Annotated in this window: 17 protein-coding genes and 1 tRNA gene; 6 read left to right on the top strand and 12 right to left on the bottom strand. The window is 67.4% G+C overall.

Features of this window, described 5'->3' with window-relative positions:
- Positions 1 to 2: 2 nt before the first annotated feature.
- Positions 3 to 758, bottom strand: a complete 756-nt coding sequence (locus DIS04_RS00465; RefSeq protein ID WP_111411761.1) for an SURF1 family protein — start codon at positions 756 to 758, stop codon at positions 3 to 5.
- Between DIS04_RS00465 and DIS04_RS00460 the strand changes: the two genes are divergently transcribed.
- Positions 757 to 954 (top strand): DUF2909 family protein, encoded by a 198-nt coding sequence (locus DIS04_RS00460; RefSeq protein WP_111411760.1) that lies wholly within the window; start codon positions 757 to 759, stop codon positions 952 to 954. The genes DIS04_RS00465 and DIS04_RS00460 overlap by 2 nt on opposite strands.
- A 17-nt stretch (positions 955 to 971) precedes the next feature.
- On the opposite strand, the gene DIS04_RS00455 is transcribed toward DIS04_RS00460, so the two are convergent.
- From DIS04_RS00455 to DIS04_RS00435, 5 genes are all read right to left on the bottom strand, one after another.
- Positions 972 to 1829: a cytochrome c oxidase subunit 3 gene (locus tag DIS04_RS00455; RefSeq protein ID WP_111411759.1), complete on the bottom strand. Its 858-nt coding sequence runs from the start codon at positions 1827 to 1829 to the stop codon at positions 972 to 974.
- Positions 1826 to 2419: a cytochrome c oxidase assembly protein gene (locus DIS04_RS00450; protein ID WP_111411758.1), complete on the bottom strand. Its 594-nt coding sequence runs from the start codon at positions 2417 to 2419 to the stop codon at positions 1826 to 1828. Before DIS04_RS00450 ends, DIS04_RS00455 begins: the two co-directional genes overlap by 4 nt.
- A 39-nt stretch (positions 2420 to 2458) precedes the next feature.
- Positions 2459 to 4096, bottom strand: coding sequence for a cytochrome c oxidase subunit I (gene ctaD / locus DIS04_RS00445; protein ID WP_111411757.1), 1638 nt, complete (start codon positions 4094 to 4096; stop codon positions 2459 to 2461).
- A gap of 75 nt (positions 4097 to 4171) precedes the next feature.
- Complete coding sequence (gene coxB, locus DIS04_RS00440; protein WP_111411756.1) at positions 4172 to 5290, bottom strand: cytochrome c oxidase subunit II; 1119 nt, start codon at positions 5288 to 5290, stop codon at positions 4172 to 4174.
- 178 nt (positions 5291 to 5468) lie between these two features.
- Entirely contained in the window at positions 5469 to 5642 is a 174-nt protein-coding gene (locus tag DIS04_RS00435) for a DUF2970 domain-containing protein (protein WP_111411755.1), read from the bottom strand.
- 181 nt (positions 5643 to 5823) lie between these two features.
- Here DIS04_RS00435 and DIS04_RS20350 point away from each other — a divergent pair, with 181 nt between their 5' ends.
- Positions 5824 to 6186, top strand: coding sequence for a hypothetical protein (locus DIS04_RS20350; protein ID WP_162622994.1), 363 nt, complete (start codon positions 5824 to 5826; stop codon positions 6184 to 6186).
- 90 nt (positions 6187 to 6276) lie between these two features.
- Here DIS04_RS20350 and DIS04_RS00425 read toward each other — a convergent pair.
- Positions 6277 to 6353: transfer RNA gene (locus DIS04_RS00425), tRNA-Pro, on the bottom strand.
- A 277-nt stretch (positions 6354 to 6630) separates the two neighbouring features.
- Here DIS04_RS00425 and kduD point away from each other — a divergent pair.
- The 4 genes from kduD (at position 6631) to DIS04_RS00405 (ending at position 10827) form a co-directional block, all read left to right on the top strand.
- Positions 6631 to 7383: a 2-dehydro-3-deoxy-D-gluconate 5-dehydrogenase KduD gene (kduD, locus tag DIS04_RS00420; RefSeq protein WP_162622993.1), complete on the top strand. Its 753-nt coding sequence runs from the start codon at positions 6631 to 6633 to the stop codon at positions 7381 to 7383.
- Between the two features lie 143 nt (positions 7384 to 7526).
- The gene (locus DIS04_RS00415) at positions 7527 to 8276 is read left to right on the top strand and encodes an SDR family oxidoreductase (protein ID WP_111411752.1); all 750 of its coding nucleotides are present in this window, start codon (positions 7527 to 7529) and stop codon (positions 8274 to 8276) included.
- A 30-nt stretch (positions 8277 to 8306) separates the two neighbouring features.
- On the top strand, positions 8307 to 9164 hold the full coding sequence (locus DIS04_RS00410; RefSeq protein WP_111411751.1) for a fumarylacetoacetate hydrolase family protein: 858 nt from the start codon (positions 8307 to 8309) through the stop codon (positions 9162 to 9164).
- Between the two features lie 22 nt (positions 9165 to 9186).
- On the top strand, positions 9187 to 10827 hold the full coding sequence (locus tag DIS04_RS00405) for a UxaA family hydrolase (RefSeq protein ID WP_111411750.1): 1641 nt from the start codon (positions 9187 to 9189) through the stop codon (positions 10825 to 10827).
- 25 nt (positions 10828 to 10852) lie between these two features.
- On the opposite strand, the gene nanR is transcribed toward DIS04_RS00405, so the two are convergent.
- The 5 genes from nanR to DIS04_RS00380 form a co-directional block, all read right to left on the bottom strand.
- Positions 10853 to 11569 (bottom strand): transcriptional regulator NanR, encoded by a 717-nt coding sequence (gene nanR / locus DIS04_RS00400; protein WP_111411749.1) that lies wholly within the window; start codon positions 11567 to 11569, stop codon positions 10853 to 10855.
- Between the two features lie 83 nt (positions 11570 to 11652).
- Entirely contained in the window at positions 11653 to 12723 is a 1071-nt protein-coding gene (locus DIS04_RS00395) for an Ldh family oxidoreductase (RefSeq protein ID WP_111411748.1), read from the bottom strand.
- 10 nt (positions 12724 to 12733) lie between these two features.
- Positions 12734 to 14113, bottom strand: a complete 1380-nt coding sequence (locus DIS04_RS00390) for a TRAP transporter large permease (protein WP_111411747.1) — start codon at positions 14111 to 14113, stop codon at positions 12734 to 12736.
- 30 nt (positions 14114 to 14143) lie between these two features.
- Positions 14144 to 14686, bottom strand: a complete 543-nt coding sequence (locus DIS04_RS00385) for a TRAP transporter small permease (RefSeq protein ID WP_111411746.1) — start codon at positions 14684 to 14686, stop codon at positions 14144 to 14146.
- 56 nt (positions 14687 to 14742) lie between these two features.
- A complete protein-coding gene (locus DIS04_RS00380) occupies positions 14743 to 15735 on the bottom strand; it encodes a sialic acid TRAP transporter substrate-binding protein SiaP (protein ID WP_111411745.1) in 993 nt (330 codons plus the stop codon).
- Positions 15736 to 15802 lie beyond the last annotated feature (67 nt).

Genomic DNA, 15802 nt, shown 5'->3' with positions numbered 1-15802 from the left:
TGCTACTTGCCTGTCCCGGGGCCCTGCCGCTCGGCGCGGCGCTCGCCGGCCAGTCGTCGCCCCCCGAGGATCATCACCGCCAGCGCCGCCAGCGCAAGCCCCCACCACTGCACGGCATAGCCGACGTGTCGCCCGGGCGGCACCACGTTGGGCCGCCACCAGGGCTCGAGCCGGCCGGGCCCCTCCTCGAGATGCAGCCAGCCCGAATGGGCGAAGCCCCCCGGCACGTCCCACGCCGCGAGATCGATGCGCTGCAGGCGCATCCCCTCGCGGTTCGGCCCATAGAGCGGGGTTCCCTCGCCGGCCGCCTGCCAGCGCCCTTGAACGCGTACCTCGCCGCCAGGGGTCTCGGCGGAGGGTGTCTCGCGGGTCGGGCCCGTGGCCATGAACCCGCGCTGCACCAGCCACAGGCGCCCTGCCTCGTCACGCAGCGGGGTGAGTACGGCCACGCCGAGGCGTCCCTCGTGGGTGCGGTTGTCGAGGAACAGCGTCTCCTCGCCCAGGTACTCGCCGGTCAGGGTCAGGTGCGCCCCTTCCGGCGGCGCCTCGCGCGGCGACTCCAGCGTTGGCGCCGCGTCCAGTCGCGCCAGGTAGCGGCGCTTGTCGTCCGCCCGCTCCCACTGCCATAGTCCAAGGCACAGACCCACAACGACAAGCCCCGACCAGAACAGGTACCAGAGGCCCAGCCGCCCGCCGAGCAGGCGCGGTGACGGCCTCCCGCTTGCCTTGGTTCCCTGACCCTCGATGGAGTGACCCATGTTTCTCAAGACCCTCATCGCCGTTCTGTTCCTGGGCATGCTGGCCAGCCTGGCGGCCGGCGTTGGCTTCCTTCTTCGCGATGACAGCCAGTCGCGCCGCCTGCTGGTATCGCTGAAGATTCGCGTCACCCTCGCGGCCCTGTTGATCGCCCTGCTCTTCTACGGCTTCTTCTTCGGCGGCCTGGGCGAGGCATGAGCCCGGGCCGCCCGCGCTCAGAAGACGTAGACGAAGATGAACAGCCCCACCCAGACCACGTCGACGAAGTGCCAGTACCAGCAGGACGCCTCGAAGCCGAAGTGCTCCTCGGGGGTGAAGTGGCGCCGCAGGACCCGCGCCAGCATCACGATCAGTATGATCGTGCCGATGATGACGTGCAGCCCGTGGAAGCCGGTGAGGATGAAGAAGGTCGCGCCGTAGATGCCGGCCTGCAGCGTAATGCCGTAGTGGGCGTAGGCCTCGTAGTACTCGACGGCCTGGATGGTGATGAAGCACAGCCCCAGAAGCACGGTCCCGGCCAGCCAGTTGCGGCACACCTTGCGATGGCCCTCCTTCAACGCCTCGTGGGCCACGGTGAGGGTAATGCTCGAGGACACCAGGATCAGGGTGTTGACCAGCGGCAGCTGCCACGGGCTGAAGACCTGGGCGGGGCCGGGTACCGAGGAGTCCGGCGGGCTGAGCAGCGGCCAGTGCGCGGTGAACTCCGGCCACAGCAGCGCCGTGGCCCCCTTGGTGCCCTCGCCGCCCAGCCACGGCAGGGCGAAGGTGCGGACATAGAAGAGCGCGCCGAAGAAGGCGGCGAAGAACATCACCTCGGAGAAGATGAACCAGCCCATCCCCCAGCGGAAGGAGCGATCCATCTGGGCATCGTAGAGGCCACTGCGCGATTCGCTTACCACGTCGCGGAACCACAGCGCCATCACCGCCAGCACGCCGACCAGGCCGATCGCCATGACCACGGTGCCGCGCCCGTGGACCAGCGTCATGCCAAGGCCGACCATCATCACGCCGAGAGCCAGGGAACCCAGCGCCGGCCACTTGCTCGTTGCGGGTACGTAGTAACTGCCACTCATGCCTCTTCTCCTTGTTTGGTCTGCACGACCGCCTGCTGCGGCTGGCGCTTGCCCTCGACGGGATAGAGGGTATAGACCAGGGTGACGGTATGAACCTCGGGGGGCAGGTCTCGCGCCAGCTGGAACACCAGCGGCAGCTCGATCCGCTCGCCCGCCTGCAGCTGCTGCTCCTCGAAGCAGAAGCAGCTCGTCTTGCGTACGTGACGCGTGGCGTTGGACGGCGAGACGCTGGGCACGGCGCGCCCCCAGCTCTCGCCATCGCTCTGGTTGCGGAAGGTGAAGTTGACCTCGGAGGTCTGCCCCGGGTGGAGCCGCACCTGGCGGGTCTCCGCCTGCATGTGCCAAGGCAGCCCGGCGCCGTTGCGGGTGATGAACTGCACGGTCACCGTGCGCGACTCGTCGACCTCCTCGCTGACGATGGCCTGGGCGGTGGTATCCACCTTGCCGTTGATGCCCGTCAGGCGGCAGAAGGCGTCATACAGCGGTACCAGGGCGAAGGCGAAGGCGAACATGCCGGCCAGTGCCGCCACGCTGCGCCACACCGTGCGCCGCACCCCCGCCTGACGTGCGCGAGTCTCGTTGGGGCTCATGCTTCACTCCTCCTCGCCGGCGCCGACCCGCGCCAGGCCTCAGTGGGCCGGGCGCTCGAAGGTGGGCGGCGTCTCGAACGTGTGCAACGGTGCCGGGCTGGGTACGCTCCACTCGAGGTCGGTCGCGTACTCGCCCCAGGCCTGGGCCGGCGCCTTCTTGCCGCCGCGCACGCAGAGCACGATCACGGCGACGAACAGCAACTGGGAGAAGCCGAAGATGAAGGCCCCCAGCGACGACGCCAAGTTGAAGTCGGCGAACTGCAGCGCGTAGTCGGGGATACGCCGCGGCATGCCGGCCAGCCCCGAGAAGTGCATGGGGAAGAAGGTCAGGTTGACGCCGATCACCGAGAGCCAGAAGTGCCACTGCGAGAGGCGCTCGTTGGGGTAGTGCCCGGTCCACTTGGGCAGCCAGTAGTAGGCACCCGCCAGGATCGCGAAGATCGCGCCCGGCACCAGCACGTAGTGGAAGTGCGCCACCACGAAATAGGTGTCGTGGTACTGGAAATCCGCCGGCGCGATGGCCAGCATCAGCCCCGAGAAGCCGCCGATGGTGAACTGCACCACGAAGGCCAGGGCGAACAGCATCGGCGGCTCGAAGCTGATCGATCCGCGGAACATGGTCGCCACCCAGTTGAACACCTTCACCCCGGTGGGCACCGCGATCAGCATGGTCGCGTACATGAAGAACAGCTGCCCGACCAGCGGCATGCCCACGGCGAACATGTGGTGGCCCCACACCAGGAACGAGAGGACGGCGATCGCCGCCACGGCGTACACCATCGAGGCGTAGCCGAACAGGCGCTTGCGCGAGAAGGTCGGGATGATCGCCGAGACGATGCCGAACGCCGGCAGGATCATGATGTAGACCTCGGGGTGGCCGAAGAACCAGAACAGGTGCTGGAACAGTACCGGGTCACCGCCGCCCGCGGCGTTGAAGAAGCTGGTGCCGAAGTTGATGTCCATCAGCATCATGGTGATCACCCCGGCCAGCACCGGCATCACCGCGATCAGCAGGAAGGCGGTGATCAGCCATGTCCAGACGAACAGCGGCATGTCCATCAGGCGCATGCCGGGAGCGCGCATGTTGAGGATGGTGGCGATGATGTTGATTGCCCCCAGGATCGAACTGATGCCCGCGATGTGCAGCGAGAGGATGAAGAAGGTCGTCGACGGCGGCGCGAAGGTGGTCGACAGCGGAGCGTAGAAGGTCCAGCCGAAGTTGGGCCCGCCGCCCGGCATCAGCAGCGTCGAGAGCAGCAGGCCGAAGGCCACCGGCAACAGCCAGAAGCTGAAGTTGTTGAGCCGCGGCAGGGCCATGTCGGGCGCCCCGATCTGTAGCGGGATCATCCAGTTGGCCAAGCCGGTGAAGGCCGGCATGACCGCCGCGAAGACCATGATCAGGCCATGCATGGTCGTCATCTGGTTGAAGAACTCCGGCCTGACGAACTGCAGGCCGGGCTGGAACAGCTCGAGCCGCACCACCAGGGCGAAGATGCCGCCGATGAAGAACATCGTCAGCGAGAAGATCAGGTAGAGGGTACCGATCTCCTTGTGGTTGGTGGTCAGCAGCCAGCGCAGGATGCCTTTCGGCGGAGCATGGTGGGCATGTCCATGCCCGGCTTCCGCGGCGGTGCTGGACTGCTCTAGCGTCGGTTGAGGAGGTACCTTCGGGGCCATCGGACTACTCCATGAACATTGTCTTGTTATAGCGCGGCATGTCGGGATGGCACGGCGCGCACGCCGTGCCTGCCGTCACTCCTCCAGCCGTTCGGCGATATCGGCGGGCTGGACCACGTCGCCGGTGTCATTGCCCCAGGCGTTGCGCGTGTAGGTGAGCACCGAGGCCAGTTCGACGGGGTTGAGCGTATCGCGGAAGGACGGCATGGCGGTGCCTGACACGCCGTTCATCACGGTGGTGATGTGCCAGTCCTCATCCGAGATCAGCTGCTCGTTGCCGGCCAGGGCCGGGAAGGCGGGCGGCGACCCTTCGCCCTCGGGCTGGTGGCAGGAGGCGCAGATGCTGCCGTAGATGCCCTCGCCGCGCTCCATCAGCTCGTCACGCTCCCACTCGCGGTCGACGCCCATGGCTTCCTCGGCCGCGGCCTCCTTGCGCTCGGCCAGCCACTCGTCGAACTCCTCCTCCTCGACGGCCTGGACGACGACCGGCATGAAACCGTGATCGACGCCGCAGAGTTCGGCGCACTGCCCGCGATAGATACCGGGTTCCTCGATCTCGACCCAGTTCTCGTTGACGAAGCCGGGGATGGCGTCCTGCTTCACGGCGAGCTCGGGCACCCACCAGGCGTGCATGACGTCGTCGGAGGTGAAGAGGAACCGCACCTTGCGATTGACGGGCAGGACCAACGGCTCGTCGACTTCGAGCAGGTAGTGCTCGCCGCGCTCCTCCTCGCCGTTGATCTGCGCCCTCGGGGTGGCCAGGTTGGAGTTGAAGGAGACGTCTTCGCCGAGGTACTCGTAGCGCCAGCGCCACTGCTGGCCGGTGACCATCACGTCAAGCTCGGCTTCGGAGGGGTCGTAGATCTTCTGCAGCGTCGCGGTGGCGGGCACCGCCATGCCCACCAGGATCAACAGCGGCACGATCGTCCACATGACCTCGACGGTGGTGTTCTCGTGGAAGTTGGCGGCCTTGGCCCCTCTGGAATGGCGAAACTTGAACAGGGAATAGAACATCACCCCGAACACGACCACGCCGATGACCACGCAGATCCAGAAAATGGTCATGTGCAGGCCGTAGATTTCGCCGCTGAGGCTCGAGACCCCAACGGGCATGTTCCAGCCATTTGCCAGAGCCACCTGGCTCGAGCCGACAAGGGTCAAGCCCCCTGCCAACCAGACGAGCAGAGTGCGCATCGACGCCTCCCGAAGTTGTAGTTGTGTCGGAACGGCAGCCCGAGTGTCAGGGTTCGGGGGTTCTCCTCCTGAGAACATTAGCCGCTACTTCATCGAGTATAGAGATCTCGACTCGAAAGTCACTGCCTTCGCCTTAGCCTTCTGGCTAACGCGCCAATCAACGCAAGACCGGCAACCGTCAGCCCGCCGCCAGGGTCGCCACCAGCGCAATCAGTCCTACCAGCACTGCCGCCAGCACGATGCCGGTGACGATGAAGGCGACCGGATTGCCCTTCTCGAAATCCTTGAGTCGCTGCTGCTCACGCTGCACGCCCAGGAAGGCGGCCAGTACGGATTTGACGACGTCCCACATAGCTAGCTCCTTGTGCGGCTCAGCTCAGTGAAGCATGCCATGAACGGAGGGCAAAGAGACACGCCCGAGAGCGGTAAAAATTTCATAATGCAATGCAGCAAAAAACGTGTGGGACTGGCCGACCCTGAGCTACACTCAGAGGAATTAACCCGCCCCGGTTACCCGCGATTGGAGCTCCACCATGGCCAGCACGACTCCTTCCCGCCCTTCCAGCATCAACCCTGCGCTGGACGCGTCACAACCCATGATCGAATGGTGGTCGCAGCAGTGCATGCAGGGTCTTACCCCCGTGACGCGCCTTCAGCTTGCCTGGATGGAGTGTGCTTGTGAAATGCTGCAGCAGGAAGCCCGCTTCTTCGCCGCCCTATCGGCCGCCGGAGAGCAGCTCAACCACTGCTACGAGACCCACGGAGCCGATCCGCAGAAAATGCAGGAGTGCTACGAGGAGATCGCCCGCGAGGTCGCCGACCAGCACATGAAGCGCCTCAAGCACGTGGCGACCCTGCCCCAGGAGTTCAGGCGCCGGATCTGGGAAGAGCTCTGAGTGGCCGACCCCGGAGCCTGAGGACAGGCAGGCCGAAACGAAAAACCGCCGCCCGGAATGATCCATGAGCGGCGGTTTTTTCTGTGTTTTTGGTCGGAGCGACAGGATTCGAACCTGCGACCTCTGCAACCCCATTGCAGCGCGCTACCAAGCTGCGCCACGCTCCGACGGCTCGTTCCCGCAAGGCACCAGATCCTGGCAATGCCCGATCCTGCGCGCTTGGCCGGCCCTGCCGGCGCCCCGAGAACGAGGCGTATACTAGCGCGTCCTCGCCCAAATGGAAAGTCCCTTTTGTACTTTCCTTTCAGTTGGTTGCCCGAGCGCCGGCGCGGTCGGCGGGTCCGTCGGCGCTATCGCCCTTCGCCCCGATCACGGGATCGGCGCTATCTTCACTCTGCACACACCACGCGCTTCAGGCACAGCGCGCAGAGAGGGAGACGCCACATGACACGCTTTTCACTGACAGGACGGGTCGCCATGGTCACCGGCTGCAACAAGGGGCTCGGCCAGGGTATCGCCGTGGCCCTGGCCGAGGCCGGCGCCGACATCGTCGGCGTCAATCGTCGCGCCGCCGAAGAGACCCGCGGGCGCATCGAGTCCCTCGGCCGCCGCTACCTGAACCTCGAAGCCCAGCTCGGCGATGACCCGGCGGAAGCCATCGTCGCCCGCGCCGTCGAGGGCCTGGGCCAGGTCGACATCCTCGTCAACAACGCAGGCACGATCCGGCGCGCCCCGGCGCTGGAGTTCACCGAGGCGGACTGGGACGCCGTGCTGGACATCAACCTCAAGGCCGCATTCTTCCTCAGCCAGCAGGTGGCTCGCCACCTGGTCGAGCGCAAGGCGCCGGGTCGCATCGTCAATATCGCCTCGGTGCTCTCCTTCCAGGGCGGCATCCGCGTGCCCTCCTACACCGCCAGCAAGAGCGGCATCCTCGGGCTGACCCGCCTGCTGGCCAACGAATGGGCCAGCCATGGCATCACGGTCAACGCCATCGCCCCGGGCTACATGGCCACGGACAACACCCAGGCACTGCGCGACGACGAGAATCGCAGCGCCGAGATCCTCGGCCGCATCCCTGCCGGCCGCTGGGGCACCCCGGAGGATCTCGCCGGGGCCGCGATCTTCCTCTGCTCCGACGGCGCCGCCTACGTCAACGGCCACGCGCTTGCGGTGGATGGCGGCTGGCTCGCCCGCTGAACCAGGCGCCGGGAGCCGAGTTGCATTTCGGCCGGGCTGGGCCATAATCGGGATAAACATCAGGCTAGCATCCTGTCATACCAGCATAACGGTGCAGACGGGTTCCACTCACAGCGTCGCCGCGACCACCACGAGGAACCGCCATGCGACTGCGCGACAAGACGGCGCTGATCACCGCCGCCGGCCAGGGAATCGGGCGCGCCACCGCCCTGCGCTTCGCCGCCGAGGGGGCGCGCGTCATCGCCACCGACATCGAGGCGGAAAAGCTCGCCGACCTGGCGGCCATCGAGGGCATCGAACCGCGCCGCCTGGACGTGCTGGATTCGGCGGCCGTCGATGCCCTCGCCAATGAACTGCCGCCCGTGGACGTGCTGTTCAACTGCGCGGGGTTCGTCGCCAGCGGATCGCTGCTCGACGGCAGCGACGCCGACTGGGAGCTGTCGCTGGCGCTCAACGTGACCGCCATGATGCGCCTGACCCGCGCCCTGCTGCCGGCCATGATCGCGCATGGCGGCGGCAGCATCATCAACATGGCCTCGGTGGCCTCGAGCCTCAAGGGCGTCCCCAACCGCTGTGCCTACGGCACCACCAAGGCCGCGGTACTCGGCCTGACCAAGTCGATCGCCGCCGACTACATCGGCCAGGGCATCCGCTGCAACGCCATCTGCCCCGGCACCGTGGACTCCCCCTCGCTGCGCCAGCGCATTCGCGACCAGGCACGCCAGCAGGGGCGCCCCGAAGCCGAGGTGCACGCCGAATTCCTGGCGCGCCAGCCCCTCGGCCGGCTCGGCACGGCGGAGGAGATCGCCGCCCTGGCCACCTACCTGGCGGCGGACGAAGCCGCCTATACCACCGGCACCGCCCAGGTGATCGACGGCGGCTGGCTGATCTGAAACCGTGCTGACCTGTAGAGAGGAGACGACATGAAACTGCTGCGCTTCGGTCCCAAGGGCCACGAGAAACCCGGCCTGCTCGACGCCGACGGCGTGATCCGTGACCTCTCGGCCCATCTCGACGACCTCCAGGGCCAGCGCCTGGGGCGCCACAGCCTGGCCGAGCTGGCCCGGCTCGATCCCGCCCGCCTGCCGGAAGTCGCCGCCGACACCCGGCTGGGCCCCTGCGTGGGCCGGGTAGGCAAGTTCATCTGCATCGGCCTCAACTACTCCGACCACGCCGCCGAAACCGGCGCCGAGGTACCGCCGGAGCCGGTGGTCTTCAACAAGTGGACCAGCGCCATCTGCGGCCCCGACGACGATGTCATCATTCCCCGCGACTCGAGCAAGACCGACTGGGAGGTCGAGCTCGGCGTGGTCATCGGCAGGCAGGCGCGCTACGTCGACGAAGCCCAAGCCATGGAGTACGTGGCCGGCTACTGCGTGGTCAACGACGTCTCCGAGCGCGAGTTCCAGCTCGAGCGCAGTGGCACCTGGGACAAGGGCAAGGGCTGCGACACCTTCGGCCCGCTGGGCCCGTGGCTGGTGACGCCGGATGAAGTGGCCGACCCCCACGAGCTGGCGATGTGGCTGGAAGTCGACGGCAAGCGCTACCAGGACGGCTCCACCCGCACCATGGTCTATCGCATCCCCTACCTGATCAGCTACCTGAGCCGCTTCATGAGCCTGCAGCCGGGCGACGTGATCTCCACCGGCACCCCGCCGGGGGTCGGCATGGGCCAGAAGCCGCCGGTCTACCTGCGGCCCGGCCAGCGCATGCGGTTGGGCATCGAAGGCCTCGGCATCCAGACCCAGAACGTCGTCGCCGAACCCGACACCCGACCATGAGCCCAGCCCCCGGAGCCCAGAGATGAGCGATACCATTGCCAGCGATCGCGGCCAGCGCAATAGCCTGCGGGTGCACGCCGCCGACAACGTGCGGGTGGCCCTCGAGGACCTGCCGGCCGGCACCCGGGTCGACGACGACGGCCGGGAGCTGCGCCTGGCGGAAGCGGTGCGCCACAAGCACAAGTTCAGCCTGCGCGACCTGGCGACCGGCGACGCCGTGATCATGTACGGCGTCACGGTGGGCCGTGCGACGCGCCCCATTCCGGCCGGCACCGCCATTACCGTCGACAACACCGAGCACAGCATCGCCACCAGCGTGCCGCAGGCCAGGCGCGGCGAATGGCAGGCCCCCGACGTGTCGGCCCTTGCCGGCACCACCTTCGAGGGCTACCACCGCCCCGACGGCAAGGTCGGCACGGCCAACGTCTGGCTGGTGGTGCCGCTGGTGTTCTGCGAGAACCGCAACATCGAGGTGCTGCGCCAGTGCGTCGCCGATGCGCTGGGCGAGGACCCCTATCGCGACTACAAGCGCATGGCCCGCGCGCTGCTGCACGGCGAGCGCGACGACGAGCAGGCCGCCCCCTTCCGCGAGCGGCCCTTCCCCAACGTCGACGGCGTGCGCTTCCTCACCCATACCCTCGGCTGCGGCGGCACCGACGACGACGCCGAGGCGCTGTGCCAGTTGCTGGCGGGCTACATCTGCCACCCCAACGTGGCCGGCACCACGGTGCTCAGCCTGGGCTGCCAGAAGGCGCAGATCGAGATGCTGCGGGCGGCCGTGGCCGCGCGCGACCCCAAGGGGCTGCGCCCGGTCCACTACCTGGAACAGCAGGCAAGCCGCAGCGAGGAGGCGCTGATCCGCGACGCCCTGACCACCATCTTCGACGGCCTGGCCGAGGCCAACGCCGTGGCACGGGCCCCTGCCCCGCTATCGGCGCTCACCCTCGGCGTCGAGTGCGGCGGCTCCGACGGCTTCTCCGGGCTCTCGGCCAATCCGCTGGTGGGCGCCGTGGTGGATCGCCTGGTGGCCCTGGGCGGCAGCGGCATTCTCAGTGAATTCCCCGAGCTGTGCGGGGTCGAGCACGAGCTGATGGCCCGCTGTCGCGACGACCGCGTGGCCGAGCGCTTCCAGGCGCTGATGGAGGCCTACCAGCGGCATGCCGCCCGGGTGGGCGCCGACTTCTCAATGAACCCCTCGCCGGGCAACGTGCGCGACGGCCTGATCACCGACGCCATGAAATCCGCCGGTGCGGCCAAGAAAGGCGGCGACAGCCCGGTGGTGGACGTGCTCGACTACACCGAGCCGCAGACCCGGGCGGGGCTGAACCTGCTCTGCACCCCGGGCAACGACGTCGAATCGACCACCGCGCTGGCCGGCTCCGGGGCCAACCTGATCCTGTTCACCACGGGGCTTGGCACGCCCACCGGCAACCCGGTCGCCCCCGTGCTGAAGATCTCCAGCAACAGCGAGCTGGCCCGGCGCATGGGCGACGTGATCGACTTCGATGCCGGGCCCATCATCCGCGGCGAGGCCGGCATCGACGAACTGGCCGAGCGGCTGCTGCGGCTGTGCATCGACGCCGCCTCGGGTCGCTATACGCCCAAGGCAGTAGGCTTGGCGCAGTATGATTTTATTCCCTGGAAGCGCGGCGTCTCTTTATAACCCCCAGCCGACGCGCAGCAGATCATCACTCGGTTAGACGCTTCTTGAGCTTCATATAAGTCCCATAGTGCCGGTCGAGGTGGCGCCGCATCGCCGCCTCGGCGGCATCGGGGTCGCCGGAGGCGATCGCCTCGACGATCTCCTCGTGGGCCGCCAGCGCCGCCTTGTCCTCGCCCTTCTGCTGCAGCACCTGGGCGCGGCGGTCGTCGAGCCACTCAGAGAGCGCCACATGGATGGCGTCGAAGATGGGGTTGCGGCCGATGCTCGCCAGCACGCCGTGGAAGTCGTTGTCGGAACGCTTGAAGCGCGCCTCGTCGCCGACGGCGTCGCGGTTGTCGGCCAGGGCATCGCGCAGGCGGCGCAGATCCTCCTCGCCGGCGTGGCGTGCCGCATAGCGCGCCAGCGAGATCTCGAACATCGCGCGCGCCTCCTGGAAGTACTGCTGGCCGTCGGGCTTGGACAGCAGCTGACGGGTGACACCGGAAAGGCGCGCCATGACCGCCTCGGCGGTCGGCCGTATCACCCGGGCGCGGGTGCCGCTGTTGATCGCGATGAGCCCGAGCTGCTGCAGATGGAAGAGCGCCTCGCGCACCGCGGGGCGGCCGACGCCGAACTGTTCCATCAGCTCCCGCTCCGAGGGCAGCTGGTCGTTCTCCTTCAGCCGGCCCTCGAGGATCTCCGCCTCGAGCTGTTCGGCCACCTGCTCGGACAGCGTCTTGCGCTCCACCTTGTATCGACTCATGCAATGCAACTCCTGGCCAGCCAATCGGGGCCCCTCGCGGACCCGAGCGCTATGTTACTGCATCCTCGGTGCCGATCGGGACGCTAAAACAGGGCCGGGATCAACAACCGCTCGGCCAGGCCGGCGTAGGCCAGCACGTTGGCCGAGTCGAGCGGGATGCCTTCTGCGTCGCGCTGCGCCTGGCAGCGCCATTCGCGATCGCCGGGCGCCAGCACCTCGCATCCCTCCAGCGCGGGCTGCGCCCGGAGGTCCTCCAGGTAATCCAGCATGCCGCGCTCGTAGACCTCGCGCTCGACGAAGGCATCGGGCCGCATGACCAGGAAGAAATGCCCGACGCCGCGCGGCGTGTGCATGTCGTCGCCGCTCATCGGCAGCATGCGAAAACCGTGGATCATACCCGTCATGGTGGCGCTGAGCACCTCCACCATGCCGGCGAGTCCCGCGCCCTTGAACCCGAAGTCGGCGCCGCCCAGCGGCAGCAGCGACGTGGCGCGGGTGGCATCGGTGGTAAGCCGGCCCGCCGCGTCGACCACCACGTTGGGCGGCAGTTCGCGCCGGATGGCGGCGTACTGCTGCACGCGGTTCCAGGGCACGGCGCTGGTCGCCATGTCGAGGAGGTAAGGAGACTGGTCGGGCACCGGGGCGGCGAAGGCGATGGGATTGGTGCCGTGGAACGGCCCCTGCCCCTGGTGCAGGCTGACCAGGGCATCGGCATTGCAGAACGAGAGCCCCACGTAGCCGCGGCGGGCCGCCTCCAGCGCGTAGCAGCCCGCCGCGCCGAAGTGCGACGAGCGGCCCACGGCCACCGCGCCGATGCCGACCTCGTCGGCCATGGCGATGGCGTGCTCGATGGCCCGGTAGCCGGCCAGGTGGCCGAAGCCGTCATCGGCGTCGAGATAGCCGGTACCGGCCAGGCGCCGGGTGAAGCGCATGGCCGGGCGCGGGTTGATGCGCCCGCCCTGCACGGCGCGGACATAGTGCGGCAGCAGGCGCAGGCCGTGGCTGTCGGTGCCCATGCGCGAGGCGGTCACCAGGGCCCGGGCGACCGCCAGATACGAGGTCTCCTCGACTTCGCAGCGTGCCAGGGCTCGCTGCATGAAGGTTTCCAGGGCGGCGGGGGCCACCCTGGCGGCGGACTCGTGGGATCCAGACATCGGGGGCACCTCAACGGTAGACGAGCGTGGGCAGCCACATGGAGATGGCCGGGATGAAGGTCACCAGCAGCAGCGCGATCACCAGCGGCACCAGGAACGGCAGCGTGCCGCGCATGCACTTCTCGAAGGAGATGTTCGAGACCCGCGAGAGCACGTAGAGCACCATGCCCACCGGCGGGGTCAGCAGGCCGATCATCAGGTTGAGCACCATGATCACGCCGAAGTGCACCGGGTCGACGCCGGCATTCACGGCCAGCGGCAGCAGCACCGGCACCAGGATGGTGATGGCGGCGATGGTCTCCATGAAGCAGCCGACCACGATCAGTACCAGGTTGATCAGCAGCAGGATCACGATCGGGTTGTCGGAGAACGGCCCCAGCAGCTCCATCACGTGGCGGGTGACCTGGTTGCTGGTCAGGATCCAGGCAAAGATCGAGGCGGCGGCGACGATCAGCAGGATCACGGCGGTGGTCTCGATGGTCTCCATGCTGACCTTGAGCAGCCGTCGCCAGGTCAGGATGCGGTAGACCACGGTGCCGAGGATCAGCGCATAGACCACCGCGGCGATGGCCGATTCGGTCGGCGTGAAGGCGCCGGTGATGATGCCGCCAACGATGATCACCGGCGTCAGCAGCGACAGGAAGGCGCGCTTGAACGTCAGCCACACCAGCCCCGGCGAGAACGCGGCATCGCGCGGATAGCCGCGACGCCGCGCGAGGATGGCGATCATGATCATCAGGCTCGCGCCCATCAGCAGCCCCGGGATGAGCCCGGCGGCGAACAGCTGCCCCACCGAGGCCCCCGCCATCACGCCGTAGATCACCATGGGCAGGCTGGGCGGGATGATCGGGCCGATGGTCGACGAGGCCGCGGTGATGCCGACGGCGAACTCCTGGTCGTAGCCGGCGTCACGCATGGCCTTGATCTCGATGGTGCCGAGCCCGCCGGCATCCGCCACGGCGGCCCCCGACATGCCGGAGAACACGATGCTGGCGCCGACGTTGACGTGGCCCAGGCCGCCGCGCATCCAGCCCATCAGCGCGCGGGCGAAGTCGAAGATGCGCGTGGTGATGCCGCCGTGGTTCATCAGGTTCCCGGCCAGGATGAAGAACGGGATCGCCAGCAGCGGGAAGCTGTCGATGCCGTTGATCATGCGGTGAGCGACCACGATGTCGGGCACCCGGCCGGTCAGGTAGACATACAGCAGGCACGAGCCCGCCAGGCTGACGGCGATGGGAAAGCCCATCACCAGCAGGGTGAACATGGTGGCGAACAGGAACGTCAGGTAGTAGCCCATGACGGCCATGAGCACGCAGAAGGCGACCGCCAGGGCGGCGATCAGGGGCGGCACCACCGCCCCCTTGCGCTGCGCGACCGATACCTCAGGCATGGCGAGCCCTCCGGTGGATTGTCGTTGTCATCATCGATCCTTCGCCGTGGTCAACTCGCTCTCGCCCTCGCGCCAGTGGCGCACGGTCACCTGCACCGAGCGCACCAGCATCAGCAGGAAGCCGACCATCACCAGGTAGTAGATGACGTTCTTGGGCACGTCGATCGACACCATCATGGCGTTGGTCTTGGTCGCCAGGCCGTAGCTGATCCACACGCCGGCGCCGTAGAACACGGTGCGCCCGATATCCACAATCATCGACATCGCGCGACCGACGCTGCCCGGCATGTAGCGGTAGAAGAATTCCACGGCGATGTGAGAGTTCTTGCGCGCCGCCATGGCGCTGCCGAGAAAGCCCACCACGATCAGCAGGTAGCGGGCGATCTCCTCGGTCCAGCCCACCGAGCTGCCGAGCACGTAGCGGCTGAAGAACTGCAGGAACACCACGCCGGCCAGCACCCAGAAGACCACCAGGGTCGGCCAGTCCTCCCAGCCGTAGGCCTTGAAGTCGAAGTCGTCCTCCTCGACGGGGTCGATGCTGACCGACTCGGGCGGCAGGATGTCCTGGGACATGGGGGTGATCTCCTCGCCGGCACCGCCCCGCGCACGGGGCGGTGCCGCAAATGGGGCTACTGGCCGATGGCCTGCAGCCGGTCGTAGGTTTCCTCGTCCCAGGTGGCGTCGTCGCCGTTGTGCTCGGGAACGACCGCCTCGCGGAACGGCTCGCGATCGACCTCGTTGACCGTCACGCCCTGCTCCTCGAACCAGGCCACCAGCTCCTGCTCCTGCTGCTGGATGTCGGCGGTGATCTTCTCCGAGGCTTCCTGGTACACCTCACGGAAGATCTCGCGATCCTCCTCGGAGAGACGATCCCACAGCGGCCCGCCGATGATCGTCAGCAGCGAGTCAGTGATGTGGCCGGTCAGGTTGATGTGATCCTGCACCTCGTAGAAGGCCTTGGCGCGGATGGTCGGCAGCGGGTTCTCCTGGGCATCGACCACGCCCTGCTGCAGCGCCAGGTAGACCTCGTCGAAGGCGATCGGCGACGGGTTGGCGCCCACCGCCTCGGGGAACATCATGTACATCGGCGCGTTGGGCGTGCGGATCTTGAGGTCCTCCATGTCCTCGGGGGTCTCGATGGGGTCGTTGGAGGTCACGTGGCGCTCGCCGTAGTAGTTGAGCGCCACCGGCACGTTGCCGGTCTCGTCCTGGTAGCCCTGGGCGATCTCCTCGAACAGGTCGCTCTCGGCGTAGGCCTGCCAATGGTCGAAGTCGCGGAACATGTAGGGTGCCCCGGCGATGCCGATCGGCCCGTAGGCGCGCCCGGCGAACTGGGTGCCGGTATAGATGATGTCGACGGTGCCCAGCGTCAGGCCCTCGTTGATGTCCTCCTCCTTGCCAAGCGAGGAGGCGGGATGGACCTCGATGGTGTAGCGCCCATCGGTGCGATCCTCGATCTCGTCGGCCGCCCACAGGGCCCACTCGTGATAGGGTTCGGAAGTCTCGTAGACGTGAGCGAAGTTGAGCGATTCGGCGCTGGCCACGCCGGCGGCGCCGATCCCCGTTAGCAGCAACGAGGTCGACAGCCAACGACTCCACTGGCGGTTGCTCTGCTTGACCATTTGTTGTTCTCCCTCTTGGCAATGCCTGCGACGGTGACGACCGTCGGTGGCAGATGGGTTCTTGTAT

Origin of the sequence: Billgrantia lactosivorans (genome assembly GCF_003254665.1) — a bacterium.
GTDB classification, from domain to species: Bacteria; Pseudomonadota; Gammaproteobacteria; order Pseudomonadales; family Halomonadaceae; genus Halomonas; species Halomonas lactosivorans.
This window is presented reverse-complemented; position numbering and strand designations above follow the sequence as displayed.

Coding starts and splice junctions, on each gene's coding strand:
- nanR (WP_111411749.1), bottom strand. CDS start 11,569: ATGAGTCGATACAAGGTGGAGCGCAAGACGCTGTCCGAGCAGGTGGCC.
- DIS04_RS00460 (WP_111411760.1), top strand. CDS start 757: ATGTTTCTCAAGACCCTCATCGCCGTTCTGTTCCTGGGCATGCTGGCC.
- DIS04_RS00465 (WP_111411761.1), bottom strand. CDS start 758: ATGGGTCACTCCATCGAGGGTCAGGGAACCAAGGCAAGCGGGAGGCCG.
- kduD (WP_162622993.1), top strand. CDS start 6,631: ATGACACGCTTTTCACTGACAGGACGGGTCGCCATGGTCACCGGCTGC.
- DIS04_RS00390 (WP_111411747.1), bottom strand. CDS start 14,113: ATGCCTGAGGTATCGGTCGCGCAGCGCAAGGGGGCGGTGGTGCCGCCC.
- DIS04_RS00415 (WP_111411752.1), top strand. CDS start 7,527: ATGCGACTGCGCGACAAGACGGCGCTGATCACCGCCGCCGGCCAGGGA.
- coxB (WP_111411756.1), bottom strand. CDS start 5,290: ATGCGCACTCTGCTCGTCTGGTTGGCAGGGGGCTTGACCCTTGTCGGC.
- ctaD (WP_111411757.1), bottom strand. CDS start 4,096: ATGGCCCCGAAGGTACCTCCTCAACCGACGCTAGAGCAGTCCAGCACC.
- DIS04_RS00395 (WP_111411748.1), bottom strand. CDS start 12,723: ATGTCTGGATCCCACGAGTCCGCCGCCAGGGTGGCCCCCGCCGCCCTG.
- DIS04_RS20350 (WP_162622994.1), top strand. CDS start 5,824: ATGGCCAGCACGACTCCTTCCCGCCCTTCCAGCATCAACCCTGCGCTG.
- DIS04_RS00435 (WP_111411755.1), bottom strand. CDS start 5,642: ATGTGGGACGTCGTCAAATCCGTACTGGCCGCCTTCCTGGGCGTGCAG.
- DIS04_RS00380 (WP_111411745.1), bottom strand. CDS start 15,735: ATGGTCAAGCAGAGCAACCGCCAGTGGAGTCGTTGGCTGTCGACCTCG.
- DIS04_RS00385 (WP_111411746.1), bottom strand. CDS start 14,686: ATGTCCCAGGACATCCTGCCGCCCGAGTCGGTCAGCATCGACCCCGTC.
- DIS04_RS00405 (WP_111411750.1), top strand. CDS start 9,187: ATGAGCGATACCATTGCCAGCGATCGCGGCCAGCGCAATAGCCTGCGG.
- DIS04_RS00410 (WP_111411751.1), top strand. CDS start 8,307: ATGAAACTGCTGCGCTTCGGTCCCAAGGGCCACGAGAAACCCGGCCTG.
- DIS04_RS00450 (WP_111411758.1), bottom strand. CDS start 2,419: ATGAGCCCCAACGAGACTCGCGCACGTCAGGCGGGGGTGCGGCGCACG.
- DIS04_RS00455 (WP_111411759.1), bottom strand. CDS start 1,829: ATGAGTGGCAGTTACTACGTACCCGCAACGAGCAAGTGGCCGGCGCTG.